Below are 19,764 nucleotides of genomic sequence, written 5' to 3' on the forward strand. Positions count from 1 at the left end.
AGACAAGCAAATCAAACTACTCACTGTAAACCACTGATTTAAAAATGATAGTTTAAAAACCGTCAGTAAAATGACATATAACGAAAGGATGAGGAGTTTACTAAAGATGAGACTTTTTGAATTTTATTGCTGAAGTTTCTTGATCAACTCAATAATAAATATAGACAGCAAAGCAGTAAGGCAATACTTAGGCTTTGCCAAAATTTAATGGGGTTTCTTTGAATGAATGGAATGAAGGTTTTGGAGTCGGTCTGACTGGGTGTGGTTAATGCGTGAATAAACTCATTGGTGTCAGCAAAGCGTAATGAAGGTTCGACTGACAATGCCTTTTCTAAGGCTTTATCCATCCACTCTGGCACCATTGGGTTGGTTTTATAGACGGGAATATAAGTGAGTTTTAAAAAATCATTTCTTGTGTGACATTTAACAAGCTGACCTTTAAAAGGTTGCTCACCTGCAAGCATTTCATAAGCTATAACGGCAAAAGAAAATAAATCTGCTCTGCCATCGGACTGATAGCCTAAAATCACTTCAGGTGATGTGTAATCTGCGGTGCCAAGTATCTTGTCTCGCTTAAGCGGTGTATTAATTTCGGCAATACCTTTAATGTGACAAGCACCAAAATCGATTATTTTAACCACGCCATCCCGAGTAATATAAATATTATCTGGCTTTAAATCTTGATGAAGGGTTTCTTTACGATGAAAAGCCCGAATACCTGTTTCAATTTGCTTTAGTAACTGTAATACATCCTCTACTGGCCCACGTTGATGCTGCTCCATCCAGTCGGCCAAGCTCAACCCTTCTAAATACTCAGTTAAATAATATAGCGCTGATTTATTGATGTGATGGTCAACGACTTTGACCACATGCTGATTATTAATTCGATGTCCTATCCAACTTTCAAGCATGAAACGTTCGATATAGGCCGCATCATCGATGTAATTAACCGACGGTGTTTTCATGCACCGTACTTCACCAAGTTTATTCTTTACAACATACACTTGGCTGCGTTGACTTTGATGAAGCACCTTAGTCACTTCATAGTCATCCAACTTCATTCCCACTGACATAGGCGGCGGAAAAGGACGACTTGATAGTTTATGATAAACATCATCAATGGCTTGAGTAGGAAGCTGCTTTATAGCAATAAGTTGAGCACTTAAGTTATCTTTGCTGTCTAACTCAAAGGCTTTATCAAGTAATTTTTGACAGAATACTTCACAGGCATCATCAGTCAAAGAAGAATGTGACTGTTGAAAGTTAAGTAAACTATTTGCTAGCTCATGATCAGTAACCACATCATGAATACCATCAGTGGTCATTAAATATAAATCATCGACCTCAATATTAAACTGCTTGTAATCGACTTCTAGATTGACATCCATGCCCAATGCACGTGTTAAGTAACTGGTGAAATCATTGACTGATGTGCTGTGATCGCGACTTAATTTAACCAGCTGACCGTGCCTGAAACGGTATACTCGCGAATCGCCCACATGCAGCATATGCGCCGAGCAAGACTTAAACACTAGCGCACTAAAAGTACACACATAGCCTTTACGCGCGTCACGATAATCTTGACCTAAACCATACAACCAGCGATTAAGCGCCGTTAATACCCGCGTACTTGAAGTCAATACACTCCAAGATTCAGGCGTTGAATAGTAATCAGCGATGAAGTTAGATACGCTAATCGCTGATGCTTTAGCACCACCTTCAGCCGCACTCACTCCATCGCTAATGACACTCACAATCCCTTTTGTGGTTAACATCAAACCCGTTGGAATTTTTATCCCGATGGCATCTTCATTTTCAGCTTTACGGCCTTTATCTGATACTTGTCCAGCAAATACCTCAAGCGCACCAGAAATAGGTAAATGTTCTTGTTTTTGATTTGTTCTTTCTTGGGGATTTAGGTTTTCTGAAATTAATTCAGCAGATACTGGAGCCACAACAGCGTTAACTGAAGAGGTTTCTTTCTCAGTGAGGTTTACACTGTCGAAATTATTTGATTGCATCACAATCCTTTTGAAAAGCTAACACCGTAGAGTCAAAACCATACGGTGTTAGGTACCAATATTTTCTCATTCTCTAAGTAAATTAAAGCCATTTACTTATTATCTAGTTTATTATCTGGTTTATTAATTTACGCTAATCAGCGTGACTTCACCTTTTTCATTCACTTCTGCCATGTGCCCTTTAGGTTCTGACATAAAGAATAAAGTAATGAAACCAAGTACCGCGCTCACTGCTATCACGTAAAAGAATACAGATGTTGGCACCATTGAATAAACGGTTAAGAAAAATACCGCGCCAACATTACCATAAGCCCCTGTCATACCTGCAATTTGCCCCGTTAAACGACGCTTAATTAGCGGAACTGCAGCAAATACCGCCCCTTCACCACCTTGGACGAAGAAAGAACATGCCATAACCACAACCACTGCTAACGGCAATGACCAAGTTCCATCAATTTGCCCAACAGCAAAGTAACCTACAGCTAAACCAGCAGTTAGGATTAGTAAGGTATTTTTACGGCCAAATTTATCACTTAACCAACCGCCTCCAGGGCGAGACATTAAGTTCATAAAGGCATAGCTAGATGCCACCATACCTGCCTGCGCCATACCTAACCCAAAGGTTTCAGCAAAAAATAATGGCAGCATGGATACAACCGCAAGCTCAGAACCAAAAGTGGTAAAATACAGCACATTTAATACGGCAACTTGTTTAAATGGGTAACGCTCAAACTCTGGTACTTCTTTAACAAAAATGTCTTTGTTAACTTGGTAGGTTTGATAAAGGTCGACAAAAAAGATAGCAACCAAGCCAACATAAATAATATTCGTCGTTTGCTCATCTAACATGCTTACTCCCGCTGGCGATAATTTCCAAGCAAGTAAAGCCAGCGTCGCATACATTGGGATTTTCATGAAAATCAGTAAAGAAAAATCACCTTTACTGGTCACCTCTAGGCCACCCGCCTTTTTAGGTTTGAAATAGGTAGAACCTTTTGGTGTATCAGTGACATTAAAGTAATACACAAAGGCGAACACTAAGCTCATTAACCCTGTAAGGCCAATGGCATAACGCCAACCATCTTCGCCGCCAAAAAAGATAGCAATAGCAGGCAGTGTGAAGGCTGCAGCTGCTGAACCGAAGTTACCCCAACCGCCATAAATACCTTCAGCAGTTCCAAGCTCTTTAGCAGGAAACCATTCACTGACAATTCGAATGCCAATAACAAAGCCAGCGCCAATAAAACCAATTAAAAATCGCGCCAATGCTAATTGCTCAAACGAATCCGCCACTGCAAACATGAAACATGGAATAGAACACACACCCATTAATGCTGAATAGGTCAATCTTGGGCCATATTTATCGGTCACCATACCGATAATGATCCGAGCGGGAATAGTTAATGCCACGTTCAAAATTAGTAAGGTTTTTATTTGGGATGTAGTTAATCCCAAACTATCTGCAATGACACTTAATAAAGGCGCAGCGTTAAACCAAACCACAAATGTTATAAAAAATGCAATCCAGCTTAAATGCAGCGTTTTCATCTTTCCCGAAAACGACAATAAGTTAAATTTTTCAGAACTCATGCTTCACGTCCTTATGACTTAGCCAAGATAAGTACTTGGCCAGCTTCCTTTTTAATCTGATATGGAGAGGCGACTAATGCTTCATCTTCAATACACACACCAGTTTCAAGACTGTAATGCTGCTTATATAATGGCGATGCGACACATAATACCCCACCCATATCGCAAATTAACCCTCTCGCTAATAAACTCACACCCGTTGCAGGGTCGACATTATCGATGGCAAATAAACCATGCTTACCTAAATCAAAAATCGCGACAGCTTTTCCTGCAACCCAAGCAGCAACACCTGTTCCTTGAGGCAAAGTTGACTCATTACATACGTTTACCCAACTCATATTAATTCCTCCGTTGCAGCTTGCTCGTTTTGTTCAGTGGTAATATCTTTAATGGCAATATTTCCAGCACCTGATGATTCAGGGCTTAATGGGAAACGCTGTTCGCGCACTCTTTGATATAAATGAGTTTCACCTTCTGGCATAGCATCTGGATTAACAAATTCACTAAAGCGAGCTAAAAACTCAGGTTTTTCTAAACTGGTTTTCCACTCACACTGATAGGTATCAACTACCTTATTCATTTGTTTTTCTAGTTCAGTTGCAATACCCAAACTATCTTCAATGACTACAGATTGCAGATACTCAAGTCCGCCTTCTAGTGACTCCATCCAAACAGAAGTACGCTGTAATTTATCAGCTGTTTTAATGTAGAACATTAAAACTCTATCAATGTATTTAACTAAGGTTTCGGTATCTAAATCAGTTGCAAACAAATCACCATGGCGAGGACGCATGCCGCCATTACCAGCAACGTATAAATTCCAGCCCTTATCGGTCGCAATCACACCAATATCTTTACTCTGCGCTTCAGCACATTCTCGAGTACAACCTGATACAGCAAACTTAATCTTGTGAGGGCTACGCAGGCCTTTATAACGATTTTCTAAATCAATCGCTGTACCTACTGAATCTTGAACGCCATAACGGCACCAAGTGCTACCTACACAAGATTTGACCGTACGTAATGATTTACCATAAGCGTGTCCGGTCTCAAAACCTGCATCAATCAACTTATGCCAGATAATCGGCAGCTCTGATAATTTAGCGCCAAACATATCAATACGCTGACCACCGGTGATTTTGGTGTATAAATCGAACTCTTTTGCCACAGCTCCTATGGCAATAAGACCGTCAGGGGTAATTTCACCACCAGCAATACGCGGAACCACTGAATAGGTGCCATCTTTTTGCAAGTTACCTAAATACGCATCATTGGTGTCCTGCAATTGAACATGGCTGCTTTCTTGGTTAAGGACATATTTATTTTGCAGAGATGCAAATATTGACGCAGCTGCTGGTTTACAAAGGTCGCACCCAAACGTTGAATGCTGACCATTAGCTGACTTTTTGCCATGTTTAGTAATTAATGTCTCAAAGTCGGTAATATTTTCGACCTGACATAAATGATAAAGCGATTGTCTATCATGCTCAAAATGCTCACAAATCCCTGTATTACATTCAACACCTTCAGCAATTAATGCTTGGTCCATCACTTGTTTAACCAGCGCCGAACAACCACCACAGCCTGAAGCTGCGCGGGTACATGACTTAATTTCAGCAATGGTGTGATTACCCTCTTTCACTGAATTAACGATGTCAGCTTTAGTCACCTGATGACATGAACAAATAATAGAGGTGTCTTTTAATTCAACCGCAGATTCATCGCCAGTCATGAGCAGCTCAACTGCATTACCTTCAATTTCATCTTGAGACAAATAGCAGTCTAATAAACGGTTATAGTCGCTATTATCACCAACTAACACCGCACCTTTAAGGTATTTACCGGTTTCATCTAGCCACAGCTTTTTATAAATTCCAGACTGATTATCTGATAACTCAACAAACTGGGCATTTTCAAACCCGCGGCTTTCGCCAATGGCGGCCACATCTACACCCAGTAATTTAAGCTTAGTGCTCATATCTGCGCCAGTGAAAGTCGTTGATTTAGCTGATTCATCTGCACTTGCTGCAAGATGTGACACTGCTACGCGCGCCATTTGATAGCCAGGAGCAACTAAACCAAAGATGCGATTTTGCCATAATGCACATTCGCCTATCGCGTAAACATTAGCAGCAGAGGTCAAACAATTATCATCAATGGTAATACCACCGCGTTCACCCATTGCTAATCCACTTGAGCGAGCAAGCGCATCTTGTGGCCTAATACCTGCCGAAAACACAATCATGTCTGTTTCAAGGAAGGTGTCATCATTAAATGTCATGCGGTGCATAGCCGACTCGCCATCAATAATGGCTGTAGTCGCTTTTGAAGTATGAACCGAAACACCCAAGTCATTAATTTTACTTTTCAGTAAATCACCGGCTTTATCATTTAACTGAACAGGCATTAACTGCGGCGCAAACTCAACCACATGGGTAGTCACCCCTAATGCCATCAGCGCATTTGCAGCTTCTAAGCCTAATAAGCCACCACCCACGACGACACCCACTTTCGATTGGCTGGCTGCAGCTTCAATATCTTGCAAGTCTTCAATGGTGCGGTACACCACGCAGCGTTCGCGATCATTACCATTAATAGGAGGTACAAAAGGATACGAACCTGTAGCAAGTACTAAGCTATCGTAATGACTGGTTACGCCATCTTCAGTCGTGATAGATTTGCTTTCAGTATCTAGCTCAGTAATACGAGTTTCTAAATGAAGTTTAACACCCCAATCTTGATAATCTTGAGCACTTGTCAACATCAGCTCATCAGCGCTGCCTGTTTCAAAATACTTGGATAACTGTACACGGTCGTATGCAGGGCGAGGCTCTTCACCGTAAACTTCAATCTCGAATTGCTGTTGCAATCCTTGACTGCATAATTGTTCAATAAAGTGGTGCCCGACCATGCCATTTCCGATCACAACAAGCTTTGGTTTTGCGCTTACTGAATTCGACGTTCCTGTTGAATTTGCCATCGTAGGCTCCTTGATTATTTTGAATTCAAAAAACAAAAAGGCACCAATCTCTGGGTTAGCAGAGATGGCGCCATTGCCTATGATTCAAATTTTTAAATATAAACTGAAAATCTTTTAAATATGATTAATCGCTAATTACTTTTGACTGTTCACTTTTGGCTAATAACTTTTTTGCTAATAACTTTTTGGCTAATAACTTTAGAGTTTACTCAGACGCCATTGCCTTAAGTCACTCATGAAGTTATTAATAATTATTAAGCATTTGCTCAGTTCAAATTAATATCTAATTTACTTCACTAAACATTGCCGCAGTTATTATCTGAATTCTGGATTTCCCCACTGCATTTCGCCAAGACTGCAAACAAACCGATCTCACTGTTTTATAGAATGTTGCATTGAGTATGCCAACACCAACACAAAGATAAGCAACTGTTTTAATGTAATTTATTTACCCAAAACATTAATATTTTAAGCTTCCTTGTTCACCGCAGGAGCAGTTGCACCAAATCGATGCATTCTGGTTGCATCAAGTTGTTGCGCCGCCGTCATAATATGCTGCGCCATCTCACCCAAACTGATACCTTTTTCCATTGCTTGCTTTTGAATTAATTCATGAGCTTGTGATTCTGAGATGCCTTGGCTTTGTAACAAAGACTTCGCTTTAGATAACTGTTTTAAACCAGTGCATTGCTTATCAAGCAACTTCATTTTTTCAAGCATATTAGAAGCACTGTTAAAACGAATTTTAGCTAAACTGACTAATGAGTTTAATCGCTTAGGCGTCATTTTTTCAGGTACAAAAGTCACTCGACCACACTTTAGTAAACTCTCTAAATGGCTTTCATCCCAAGAGTAAGCGTTAACAATAATAGGTAATGCTGTGCTTGCCAGTAACCGTTCAATAAACACTTGCTGTAATGGTTGTAGTGCTTCAGTAAAAAACACTAAACATAAACCATTTCCTTTCATCGCTTGACGTTCAAGTTGACTCAACGAGATCATTTCCATACACGGCTCGACGGTACTTAACTCAGACATACAATCAATAAATAAATCTTCATTGCTAAATGAAGGGTCGCGATAAACTAAATTAACCATGGGCTAGCTCCTAACTTTCTGGTTAAAAAACAAGATGAAAAACGAGCGGCAAGAAATCGATATGAATCGTTTCATAATCGCAGCTCACAAAAGTGGGTATCGGCTTTCGAAGAAAGCATAAATATGTCTTCGGTCTTATTTAAGCTGCTTTTTAACGAAGCACTGTTATTACGTAAAAACCAATTTTTACTGGCTCTTTTTATCGACTTTTCAATGGGCAACGATGGTGACAACAAAGCGTAAACTAACGCCATTGTTGCCGTCACGCTACCAATGGCTTGCTGTAGCTGCAAATCGGATAATTCAGCTTGCTCAATATCCTCAGCGTGCCAAAGTTGTGCAAGCAAATGTGCAGGCAAGTCTGACTGACCGACTTTTGCACCAACAAAAGCCTCAAGTTGAGTCGGAATTTCAATTTGTGTTTGTTCAGAGAGCAGTTGATTATCGTTAGCACTAAAACGCAGCATTCTGACTTGAGTTGTCACTCGTGGATTTATTTCTGTCTCGCCTTGAAGGCCTTTAAAAATAGCAATACTAGCTGGGGTTGTTGATGTTTCACCTACTTGTTTTTGCGCTAATAACAATGCCACTTGTTGGTGCTGTTTATCTAAACCGGGGTGAAAATAACTGCGTAAACTATTCGATGCATTCGTTGGATTAATACAACGTACTGACATTTGAATTAAACTACGCAGTCCTAATTCTTGATGTAGACGGCGACAATCATTCAAAACAGGTACAATATCAGCTGAGTTGACGTAAATAATGCCTGTTCTCGCCAGATTTACCTTAGCTTGTTCAGCAGTAAAACAACGTGGAATATCCAATGCTGAAATATAAGCTTCCACATGTCTTCTGTGGGGCAGTGACTGACTATCGCCATGTAAAATAATGCTTTGTCCATTCTTCGCTAAGGTTTTAGCCGCTAACAATAACCAAGGTAATTGCTCGCGCTTACCTGCGTAAACAGGCCAATCAATATCAGCTTGAATTGATTGCCACTCGCTTGGTACTAATTGCTTAAGCCCTGCTGCTACACCAGCTAATTCTTCAATCGATTCACCACGAACTCGCATTAACATCATGGCTGCGGCCATCTGATTCGAAGAAAGATCACCTTTAGCAAACGCGGTAATCAAATGCGAAGCTTCAGCAAAATTTAAACTGCGGCTGCCTTTAATCCCCTTGCCTAAGGTTTTCACTAACTTCCTATTATCAAAATCTTCAGCATTAAGCATAGCTGCGGTGTGTTGTTCAACCATTTGCCACCTCAGCCATGTGATAGCCCTGAGCCATGTAATCGTCATGAGCCATGTGAACGTCATGAGCCAGCCCACTAGCTTGGCGAGTATCAGCACAAGAACTATCAATAGTTGAAAGTAATTCAGTTAACTCTTGGCCAACAGCAACCACTTCACCAATGATGATGAGTGTTGGGCCACTATCTTTAATGGTGCCTGCTATATCGGCCATGTTAGTCACATCTGCAAAGGTCACTAATTGATTTTCTCTGCCGCCATTCGTCACAAATGCAACCGGTAAATCTGCTGGGGCATCCACTTCCAATAGCCCATTAGAAATCGCTGCCGCCTGCTCCTTACCCATATAAAAAACTAAGGTTGATTGCGCAGCAAGTAAGGCCTTCCATTGCGTTGGGGCTTGATAATTACCCTCGCTGATAAAACGGGTACCTGTCACTAAAGTCACTGACCGTGCTGTTCCACGATAAGTTAACGGAATCCCCGTTGTTGATGCGCAGCCTAATGCAGCGGTTACGCCAGGGGTAAAACGACTGATCACGCCTTTTTTTGCAAGATATAACGACTCTTCAGCACCTCTACCAAAAATATGCGGGTCACCACCTTTTAAACGCACGACTTTCAGTCCTTGCGTAGCAAGCTTTGCTAGCAGTGCATTGATGTCATCTTGTTTATAACTAGGTTGACCACAACGTTTACCAACAAAATGACGTTGGCACTCTGGTGAAACTAAAGAAAGAATATCGCTGCTCACTAAACTGTCAAAAACCAACGCTTCTGCTTGAGATACAATGCGCGCCGCTTTAATTGTCATCAAATCTAGCTCTCCACAACCAGCACCGACAATCTCTACTTCACCAGACACTAAATCATTCTCGGAGGTTGCCGCTCGATTAAAATTGATTAACGTCGAAATTGAATGGCTCATCACGCCACCTCCTCTTGAGTTGATTTTTGTTTACTTGCAGTCGCTTCTTGCTTTTGTTCTGCTTCAATGGCTTCAGTTTCAATAACAGGCATTTCACAAGCAGTGTCTTCAATACCCAATTGCCAGATATTAGTGGCACAATGCACCACCTCGCTATGACAACTGCCACACTGTTTACCACAACCTAAATCACGTTGGATTTGGGCAAGCGCTTGCTCAAAGTCAGCGGCGACAATTCGGCTTTCACCTTCTGAAGACAGCTTATTAAATACTGTGTCATCTAATTTTTGCAGCATCGCATCCTGAATTTGTGCTTCTGTTACACCAGTACAAGCACAAATAAGTGGACTGTTACCAGCTTTGATAAGTAAATGAAGTTGTTGCATTAATTTGGCATCTACATGCTGACCAATTAATAAGTGCATTGCCTCAAGTCCCACTTGCACTTGCTTGTCACTCAGTAATTTAAGTGACACAAGCTGCCCATGGCTGATATTGCACTGCACGTGGATTAATTGTTTCGTCGCTAAGTTAACCGTCCACTTTAATGAGTAAGCAGTAGACTGAAATTCAAACCCTTTATCAGCATCGGTAAACCCAATATGAAAACATTCACCTTTCGATAAAGTATGTTGAACATTCCAACATGTATTTTTGAACTCAGGGTCGTGCTCACCAAAAATCACACCTTGAAGGGCAACATTGACTTTGTTGATGGTGACTGTTTGGCATTTAAAAGCGGGTTGTTTAGAAACGGGGTCATAATCACTGCTTAACGCTTGGTTTACGCCTTTACCTGTAGAAAATTGAGAAGACCAATGCATTGACATAGATGCAACTTCAGGGGCTTGACTATCATCGGCGACAACTCTTGCCACCGCGATATTTTCACAGGTGCTATCTATATAAGAAGCATCTACACAAGTACTATCTGCTGAAGTGCTACCGTCTATTGAATAATTAACGGTATCAAAACGAACAAGATCACCCTCTTGTAAAGCAAGCTCTTGAATTTTAAGCGGATGGATTGCAACAAATGGTTCAGGAATACTGGCTCTAAGGCTGGCAATATGACCTGTGCGGGTCATGGTATGCCACTGGTCGCGGCTTCTACCACTATTAAGCTTAACTTGATGCTGGCTAACAACCTTAACGGCTAGCTCTGTTGAAGCACTAGCGATAAATTGTGCTTTCCCACTTACGGTTGAAAATAGGCCGTTATCAAAGACTCTCTTGTTTACTTGCCCAAGTTGCGATGCTTGAGATACCGGCCACTGAGTTGGCAATAATGCATCATATTGCAGATCTGATAACTCGCTCATACCGGATAAATCGAATATTATATGAGGAAAAGTTTGTTTTACTGCTTTTGATAGTTGGGCAAACTCTTTAAAAACAGCAGCGCTATTTTTAAAATCAAATGCTGATTCAAACCCCATCAACTTACCCACTTCAGCTAGCGCCCACCAATCCGCTTTTGCTTCACCCTTTACAGGATTAAAGCCGCGCTGGCGGGTAATAACTCGTTCGCTATTGGTCACAGTCCCGCACTTTTCAGACCAACCTAAAGCTGGCAGTAACACATCAGCTTGTTTAGCTGTGGCGGAGTCTTGAGTAATATCTGACACAACCACAAAAGGACAAGTATCAAAAGCTTGTTGGATTTTAGTGGTATTCGGAAGTGAAACTAATGGGTTAGTTCCCATAATCCAAACCGCTTTAATTTGACCGTCAGCCATTGCATCAAATAGCTCAACGGCTGTTAATCCTTTGTTTTTAGCAATCACAGAATTTTGATTATCAGTGTGCCAAAAATCCGCTAATAATTGACGTTCTGGCTCTGAGAATCCCATGTGGCATGCCAGTTGTGTTGCTAATCCGCCTACTTCTCGCCCACCCATGGCATTTGGTTGACCTGTAAGTGAAAAGAATCCACTGCCTGCTTGGCCAATATGACCCAGTGCGAGATGGCAGTTAATCATTGCATTGGTAGTATCAGTGCCAGAAACGGACTGATTCACGCCTTGGCAACTTGCTGTCATGACTTTTTCATTACCAATGAATAACTGATAGAAGTTAATAAGCTCGCTAGTTGTTAAGCCTAATGTAAAAGCTAAATTGTCTATATCTAATTGATGATGGCCTTTGGATAAATCAGCTAAAAGATCTTCAAACCCTTGAGTATGAGCTTGGATATAGTCTGTATTGCTCGCATCATTTTCAGCTATAAACTGCAGTAAGCCATTAAATAAGTCACAATCTTTACCAGGAGTAATTTGTAGGTGTAAGTCCGCCTGGCTAGATGTCGCAGTCTTGATAGGATCAATCACGACTATTTTAGTACCACGTTGCTCGCGAGCTTTTATCATCCGCTGAAATAATACCGGATGTGTCCAAGCACTATTTGCACCAACCAAAACAATCACATCTGCTAATTCAAAATCTTCATAGCAACCCGGTACCACATCTTCACCAAATGCTCGCATATGGCCACTAACAGCAGAAGACATACATAAGCGGGAATTCGTATCTACATTGGCGGTACCAATAAAGCCTTTAGCCAGTTTATTCGCTACATAATAATCTTCTGTAAGCAACTGCCCAGAAAGATAAAATGCCACTGAATCAGGACCATGCTCAGCAATGGTTTGAGTAAATTGTTCGGCTACGGTAGTTAAGGCTGCGTCCCAAGAAACGGGTTTACCTGATTTAAGTTTTGGATAACGTAAGGTGTTTGGCTGAATTAAGCTCTCTAAAAGTCTTTCGCCTTTTGCGCAAAGCAGGCCTTTATTCGCTGGATGCGCTTCATCGCCTACTAGCTTATAAGTGGCTTTATTATTTAGCGCATTATCAACATCCTTAATTTGAATATTGGTATTTGTATCAGTTTTTGTCTCGGCTTGTGTATCAGCTTTTATATTCGCTTTTGTATCAAGGTTGACCGACACAGTCACACCACAGCCTACTCCACAATAAGCACAACTAGATTGGATATTAGACATGCAACTTCCCTTTACTGACAAAATTCTATGTCAATAACATCGCAAAACTTGTGCCAATTACTAAGGTTATGATTTAACGGAGATTTAACATTTTGAAGTAAAAAAGTGATAAAGATATGTTCAACATAAGTGCATTAACTCGCACCAAATATGCGCAAGCTATTGAAAACTAAAGAAAACAAATACCTCTTTAGGGGTAGTTAAAATCTAACTGATTCTATTAAATATTTTTGAAACATAAAAAAAGCGCCGACATTAGCGGCGCTTTTTTAAACTCTCTCCCACCGAATATCTCGATGAAAATAGTAATCGACTCATCTCATTTACTGAGCAGAACGACCGTCATCATGACAACTATCACACGTTGGTACATCACCAACATTCATGTCATGCGGCGCGTGACAATCTGCACACATTAGCATGCCGTCATGTGGTGTGTGATTTTCGTCCATTTCAGCGAGCGTTCCGTGACAGCTTTGACACTGTTCGAACTCATACTCACCATCAGCTGAAGGCTCGCCATCAGCGTGACAGCTTTCACAACCACCCATTTCAGCGTGGAAATCAGCTAGATTTTCATCTGCAGCAAAAGCATTTGATGACAAAGTCAGAACAGCTAGAGCTGCTGCAAACAATGCTACAAGAATTTTATTGCTCACTATAATACCCTCCATTTGTGATAATCGAGAAAGCTCTCATCAATTGGCTTTCTTCGATATCGGTTATCAGCACAACATTTTGGCTCACTTATAAACTTAGCTAACACTGGTCAATTTAGCAACAGTAAATACCACTACCTTCACCTAACAATCAGCGCCATCCCTTAATATACGTTACTTTATGTATCCGCAAAATTTAAGAGGTCATTATTCTACCTGCTCAAGATTAAAAAGAAAGCAATAAAAAAGGAGCCATCTGGCTCCTTTTTTTAATTATATTAAGATATTAGTTGTAGCTGTTTTTAAGGGCACTAATTCGCTTATCTAGCGGAGGATGGCTCATTAAGAACTCAGCCATTGAACGCTTACCATTAATACCTAATGCCGACATTTGTGCTGGCATTGCGCCGGCTTCTGGGCCAGTTTTTAAACGTTCTAAAGCGGCAATCATTTTATTCTTACCCGCTAATTTTGCAGCACCTTCATCGGCTTTAAATTCACGGATACGCGAGAAGTAAGCCACAATCATCGACGCTAAAATACCAAATAGCATGTCCATGACAAATACTACAGCCATGTAGGCAAACATGCCTAAGCCTTCACCATCTTCACTGTTGTTAGCAACAACGTTATTCACGATGCCAGCCACTACTCGGGCAGCAAAGATAACAAAGGTATTAACCACACCTTGAATCAGTGTCAGTGTCACCATGTCGCCATTGGCAACGTGACTAACTTCGTGGGCAAGTACACCTTCGATTTCGTCTTGCGTCATGCCGTAAAGTAAACCAGAACTCACAGCGACTAACGCATTGTCTTTACTTGGGCCTGTTGCAAAGGCATTCATTTCTGGAGACTGATAAATCGCAACTTCTGGAATTTTGATACCAGCTTGTTCAGCTTGACGAGCAACAGTTTCAACTAACCAGCGCTCAGTATTATCACGTGGTGCAGTGATAACTTCACAACCCATGGTCTTTTTAGCCATCCACTTTGAAATAGCTAAACTGATGAACGCGCCACCAAAACCGAACATCGCAGCAAAAATCAATAAACCACTCATGCTTGAAGTACTCACTCCAAGTAGAGACATAACAATCGAAGCTACTAGCAAAATCGCTAAGTTAGTTCCAATCAATAACATAATACGTAACATTACAACTCCTATCTGGCACAGATGCCGCTTTAAACTTAAATAGCTTGAACCAATCAGTTCGCGTTAATCGCGGTACTGTTTACATTCTTTTCGTTTTTCTTAATCAAACAATCGATGAACACTTATCGATGAATACTTATCTATGAACACATAATGACATAATATGTCTTAAAAATTGTTTTTCAAGGGGGTAATATCAAAAATAGACATAAAATGTCGACTAATTTGAAAAAATATCACAGCAAGCCTTACCTAACCTGAATGTGTCACTTGTTTGCCGCAGAGTCTAGGTAGCAAGCATTAATCTAATCTTAAAATTTACACTCATTCACGCCGAAGTCATTTGTTAACCTGAATTCGGGCTATTAAATGTATTTCAAACAGCCCTTTGCACTGCTAACTGCGTTAAATATACTTGCAATAGACACACTATTGGCGCATATATTCGCCTTGTTTTCAGCACAAAGTTCAAGTTTGAATGTAAGTTATTAAATATTGATAATATCAGTACCATTTATCCATCTCTTAACCCGAGTTCAGGTTAGTTAAGTTATGGAAAGTGATTAATCTTTGTTAATATCGGTATATATAAGAATAAAAAGTTAATAATTAACCAGTTAAGGATTTCTACATGGCTATGAATGCATTGATGTTAAGCAGCTCTCGTGAAGGCAATACCGATTATTTAGCCCATGCTATTGAGTACATCAAACCTCTGACAACCCATGCTAAAAAATGGGTCTTTATTCCCTATGCCGGTGTAAGTGTTGATTACGACAAATATCTTAGTATGGTCACAGAGGGCCTAGCTCCACTTAATATTGACGTGAGCAGCATTCATCAATACAGCGATCCTAAACAAGCAATTAAAGACGCTGATGGAATTCTAGTTGGCGGCGGCAATACTTTCCAATTATTGAACGAGCTATACCGCTACGATTTAATTCATTTAATTAATGAGCAAGTTTCTAACGGTAAGCCTTATATTGGCTGGAGTGCAGGATCAAATATTACTGGCTTAAGCATTCGTACCACTAATGATATGCCAATTGTTGAACCAGCATCATTTACAGGCTTAAAGCTGCTCCCTTTCCAACTAAACCCTCATTACACTAATTACCAAGCCCCTGGCCATAATGGCGAAACACGCGCTCAGCGCTTACTTGAGTTCACCTTAGTTGACCCAATCACACCAGTGATTGGCATTCAGGAAGGCACTGCCCTTTGGCGCCGCGGGGATACCTTAACCCTTGTTGGCGATAAAGAAGCGTATTTATTCCATGGTAAGCAACAAGAAGTTGTCATTGCTGTTGGCAGTGATTTGAGCAGCTACTTAGATTAAGTAAGTAAACGTTTAAGCTTTATCGAATGCATTTTCACGATTTAGCTCTCACGAATGAATCATCGTAACGACAATAAAAAAGCCTTAAATTCACAATGAATTTAAGGCTTTTTTAAAGCTCATAGCCAGTTAATTAACTGGCAATTGTTATAGCTGATGTCAAATCACGATGACTATCAATATCACTTAAAACGTGTAGTTCAATTTAACGCTGAAGTAACGGCCAGGTTGGCTATACGTTTCTTCAGTCACACCTAAGTTAGACATCAAAAACTTAGATTGACCCGCCACGTCGGCATAATCAATATATTCTTTGTCTAGTACGTTGAATACACCTGAACGTAATGTCCAGTTATCGCTCAATACAAAATTAGCGGTGATATCAACCACTGCATAACCCGCAGTATTAAATACCTCGTTAAAGCCCATATCAGGCATACCTGGAATAGGCGGGAAAATATCTAGGTCAGTAGTACGATCCATACTGTCAGCAAAGCGCACAGTTAAACCAAAGTCCATTTCTGTATTGGCAAGATGAGTGTAATAATTTACCCCAACGTTACCTTTAAGCGGACTAACTGAATTTAAATAATCACCGTTTTGATCTTCACCATGGGTATAAGCAATGTTACCCCAAACTTCAATTTCATCAGTAAACCACTGACTGAATGAAGCTTCAGCACCATACAAGGTCACTTCATCATAGTTAATGTACTGGTACTCAAGCGAGCGAGGCATCACACAGCCTAATGGACCACCACAGCCTACAAATTCCCAATCGATGTAATCATTCGCTTGGGTATAGAAAGTAGTGAATTCATATTGGGTATCACCATGATGGCCACGAACGCCTACTTCAATGGTATGGCTTGATTCTGACTCTAAATCATAGTTTGCTTGGATCATTACAGGGAATGGCATTTTGCCATCTTTAACTTCAAGCTCGCCCCATTTTTGATCAGGCGTTGGCATTTTGTAGCCATAAGCGTACTGAGCATACACATTAACATTTGGCGTCATGTGATATACAAGGCCTACCTTCGGTGACCAAAAACCATCACTCATTTCTTCAAAATCTGCAGGGTCGCGACCCGCTTCTTCAGCTTGGTTTTGATCTGGCGTATTTTTAAAGTAGTCATAACGCAGACCTAAAATCGCGTTTAACTTACCATCGTAGAAAGTAATGTCATCTTGGATGAAAGCACCAACACGTAAACTTTTAGTATCAGCAAACGAGAAAGTATCAGTATCAGAAGGTGACCAGTTACCCGCATCGTCAACCACTTGATAGTCACGCGGACGGCTCATTTCTGATTGCTCAACATCCACACCATAAATAATGTTGTGGTCGTGACCTGTTAACGATAAAGACTTGCTGAACGTACTAGCAAAACCTACACGGTATTCGTCAAATTGGTAATCTCTATGCTCGGTAATATCACGAGCACCACCCTGCACTCCATCAAAGTAATCACGCTTTTCACTTTGGTCAGTCTTACCGTAGTAAAGTACGAAATCGACATTGTCATGGATTACACGGTCTTTAGTAGAACGTAAACGTAATGACGTATTTAACGACTGTGTCTGACGGTCATAATCAATTGAACTTGAGTTATCTATGCTATTTTCCCAGCGGTCTAACTGCTGATTCATGTAATCAACAGTCAGCTGCAGGTTAGTGTCATCGTTGAAGTGATACTTGCTTTTTAGTAGCAAACTGTCAGTCACTAAATCACTATCAGGTAACGTCTTGCTGTAATTTTGCTGCTCTTCACCTTCACGGCGTTGGTAAGAAACTAAGTTATCGAAGTCACCAGCAGAAAATGCACTAGTGAAACCAGCACTGTACTCGTCATTCATGCCTGTGTAACCGGCATTAGCTGAGAAGTAATAATCTTCGCCATGTAGGTAATCATCTGCATCTTTTGATGTCATCACCAACACACCACCAAGCGCATCAGAGCCATACATGGTTGATGCAGCAGCTTTTAACACTTCAACTTGCTTTAACCCTTCAACTTCAGTTAAACCGCGGCCTGTACCCTCAGCACCAGGGCCTAATGGAGAAGCATATTGGTTGTTAACGCGAACGCCATCTTTCACCATCATCACACGGTTGCCGCCAATACCACGGATAGTAACCGAGCTTGGCTTACCAGCACCGCCTTTAACATCAACAGCGGCTTCGTTTTTAAATAAGGTAGAAAAGTCCGTGCTCATGTTGCGAGCAATAGCTTCTTCATCAATAACCACTACAGAGCCAGCAACTTGATCAAGCGTTTGCTCCATACGAGAGCCTGAAACCACAATCACTTCATGGAAGTTTGAGATAGATTGTTTAATTTCATCTTTCGATACGACTTCTTGAGCATCTGCTAGAACCTGAGGGGATAATGCCGCAGCGACTGCAGCACTAATTAATTTTACTGAAAGTGGTTTCATCAACGCTAACCTTAATTAAAGCTTAATAGGAATTAATCTCATCTCGAATGGTGCAGGAGTCTACCATGAAGAAAAATTCACATAGCGATCACGATCCCAATATCAATCTGTGATGCAGAATCTCAATACAATTTACATTCACTGTTTCGCACATGTTAAAACATGGGTTGCTAATGTTTATTGGTTTGCAATTAAAATAAGCAGTAAGCGCAACACTCCCGTCCAAATGTACCAACAACCATTAACAAAACTCACTGAAGAGCGAATAGCTTATAGCAAGACATTAAGAAGGCGACAAAGGCTGGATTTGATGAAAGGTAAATAAAATTTTTTGATAAAAAGTAAGTGGATTTTAAAAGCTAGCAAGGTTCAATTTGCTAGCTGTTATTTTATTCCTAATATTTAAGCTGGCTATTAAGACTCAGTATTCACAGCACTAGTATTGCTTGAGTCAGCAGTATTACTTGAGTTAAAAGTATTGCCGGTTTCATCAGGGCTGTGCACTTCTCTTAACTCCTGCTCTGTAAGCACCCCGCCGCCTAACGAGCGATATAGGGTAATCATAGATAATAAGCGGTCACGCCTCACTTGGCTTAATGTTAGCTCGGCATTGAACAAGCTTCGCTGAGCATCCATTAAATCTAATGAGCTAGAAACACCATTTCGATATCTCAGCATCGCTAAACGAGTATATTCTTTTGAGGCTGCGACTAAATCTTGCTGCGCTTCAATCGCAAGCTCCGAACGCCTGAAACTATTCATAGCATCATTCACTTCAAAATAAGCGCGTAATACCGTACTGCGATACGCAAGGTTAGCCTGCTTATACTCTTCCTTAGCAATATCATATTGAGCGGAAATACTTCCCGCATTGAAAATAAAACAAACATGCCACCCATAATTAATAAAAATAATACGACTCATCTCGATGTCTTACTTGATACTTATTTAAAGCGTGAAGAACACACCAACTTCACTGCTGATATGCAAAATAAGCGCTAACTTTATTGTTTATCTATTATTGTATGAATTAAACACAGCAGAAAAGCTTGATAACTATCAAGCGTAAAATATGAAGTGATTAAACTAGAGAAGTATCGCTAGGCGCTTAGCCATTTTTGACAGTTAGCTGCGCTTTGTCGTCGTTTGCGGTCGACATGTTTTAAAAACAAATAAACAAACATGCCACCCATAGTTAATAAAAATAATACGACTCATCTCGATGTCTGACTTGATACTGATTTAAAGCGTGAAGAACACACCAACTTCACTGCTGATATGCAAAAT

13 protein-coding genes are annotated in these 19,764 nt (G+C 40.6%); 1 reads left to right on the forward strand and 12 read right to left on the reverse strand.

The window, feature by feature from the left end:
* Window positions 1-143 precede the first annotated feature (143 nt).
* From L2735_RS15555 to htpX, 10 genes are all read right to left on the reverse strand, one after another.
* Window positions 144-2,021: a bifunctional protein-serine/threonine kinase/phosphatase gene (locus tag L2735_RS15555; protein WP_248985584.1), complete on the reverse strand. Its 1,878-nt coding sequence runs from the start codon at window positions 2,019-2,021 to the stop codon at window positions 144-146.
* Between the two features lie 123 nt (window positions 2,022-2,144).
* Window positions 2,145-3,611, reverse strand: a complete 1,467-nt coding sequence (locus L2735_RS15560; protein ID WP_248985585.1) for a NarK family nitrate/nitrite MFS transporter — start codon at window positions 3,609-3,611, stop codon at window positions 2,145-2,147.
* An 11-nt stretch (window positions 3,612-3,622) separates the two neighbouring features.
* On the reverse strand, window positions 3,623-3,949 hold the full coding sequence (gene nirD, locus L2735_RS15565) for a nitrite reductase small subunit NirD (protein ID WP_248985586.1): 327 nt from the start codon (window positions 3,947-3,949) through the stop codon (window positions 3,623-3,625).
* On the reverse strand, window positions 3,946-6,591 hold the full coding sequence (gene nirB, locus L2735_RS15570) for a nitrite reductase large subunit NirB (protein ID WP_248985587.1): 2,646 nt from the start codon (window positions 6,589-6,591) through the stop codon (window positions 3,946-3,948). The genes nirD and nirB overlap by 4 nt, the downstream gene beginning before the upstream one ends.
* A 468-nt stretch (window positions 6,592-7,059) precedes the next feature.
* Window positions 7,060-7,689 carry an ANTAR domain-containing response regulator gene (locus tag L2735_RS15575; protein WP_248985588.1) on the reverse strand — a complete coding sequence of 210 codons (630 nt, stop codon included), beginning with the start codon at window positions 7,687-7,689 and terminating at the stop codon, window positions 7,060-7,062.
* A 71-nt stretch (window positions 7,690-7,760) separates the two neighbouring features.
* Window positions 7,761-8,951 (reverse strand): glycosyl transferase, encoded by a 1,191-nt coding sequence (locus L2735_RS15580; RefSeq protein ID WP_248985589.1) that lies wholly within the window; start codon window positions 8,949-8,951, stop codon window positions 7,761-7,763.
* Entirely contained in the window at window positions 8,944-9,876 is a 933-nt protein-coding gene (gene cobA / locus L2735_RS15585; RefSeq protein WP_248985590.1) for a uroporphyrinogen-III C-methyltransferase, read from the reverse strand. The genes L2735_RS15580 and cobA overlap by 8 nt, the downstream gene beginning before the upstream one ends.
* On the reverse strand, window positions 9,876-12,878 hold the full coding sequence (locus L2735_RS15590; RefSeq protein WP_248985591.1) for a nitrate reductase: 3,003 nt from the start codon (window positions 12,876-12,878) through the stop codon (window positions 9,876-9,878). Before L2735_RS15590 ends, cobA begins: the two co-directional genes overlap by 1 nt.
* 323 nt (window positions 12,879-13,201) lie before the next feature.
* Window positions 13,202-13,537 carry a tetraheme c-type cytochrome CctA gene (gene cctA, locus L2735_RS15595; protein WP_248985592.1) on the reverse strand — a complete coding sequence of 112 codons (336 nt, stop codon included), beginning with the start codon at window positions 13,535-13,537 and terminating at the stop codon, window positions 13,202-13,204.
* A gap of 286 nt (window positions 13,538-13,823) precedes the next feature.
* Window positions 13,824-14,693 carry a protease HtpX gene (gene htpX / locus L2735_RS15600; protein ID WP_248985593.1) on the reverse strand — a complete coding sequence of 290 codons (870 nt, stop codon included), beginning with the start codon at window positions 14,691-14,693 and terminating at the stop codon, window positions 13,824-13,826.
* 631 nt (window positions 14,694-15,324) lie between these two features.
* Here htpX and pepE point away from each other — a divergent pair.
* Complete coding sequence (gene pepE, locus L2735_RS15605; protein ID WP_248985594.1) at window positions 15,325-16,035, forward strand: dipeptidase PepE; 711 nt, start codon at window positions 15,325-15,327, stop codon at window positions 16,033-16,035.
* A gap of 186 nt (window positions 16,036-16,221) precedes the next feature.
* On the opposite strand, the gene L2735_RS15610 is transcribed toward pepE, so the two are convergent.
* Both L2735_RS15610 and L2735_RS15615 read right to left on the reverse strand, forming a co-directional pair.
* Window positions 16,222-18,477: a TonB-dependent hemoglobin/transferrin/lactoferrin family receptor gene (locus L2735_RS15610; RefSeq protein ID WP_248985595.1), complete on the reverse strand. Its 2,256-nt coding sequence runs from the start codon at window positions 18,475-18,477 to the stop codon at window positions 16,222-16,224.
* A gap of 414 nt (window positions 18,478-18,891) precedes the next feature.
* The gene (locus tag L2735_RS15615) at window positions 18,892-19,401 is read right to left on the reverse strand and encodes a TolC family protein (RefSeq protein WP_248985596.1); all 510 of its coding nucleotides are present in this window, start codon (window positions 19,399-19,401) and stop codon (window positions 18,892-18,894) included.
* Between the last annotated feature and the right edge of the window lie 363 nt (window positions 19,402-19,764).

It is taken from the genome of Shewanella olleyana (assembly GCF_023283825.1).
GTDB lineage: Bacteria > Pseudomonadota > Gammaproteobacteria > Enterobacterales > Shewanellaceae > Shewanella > Shewanella olleyana.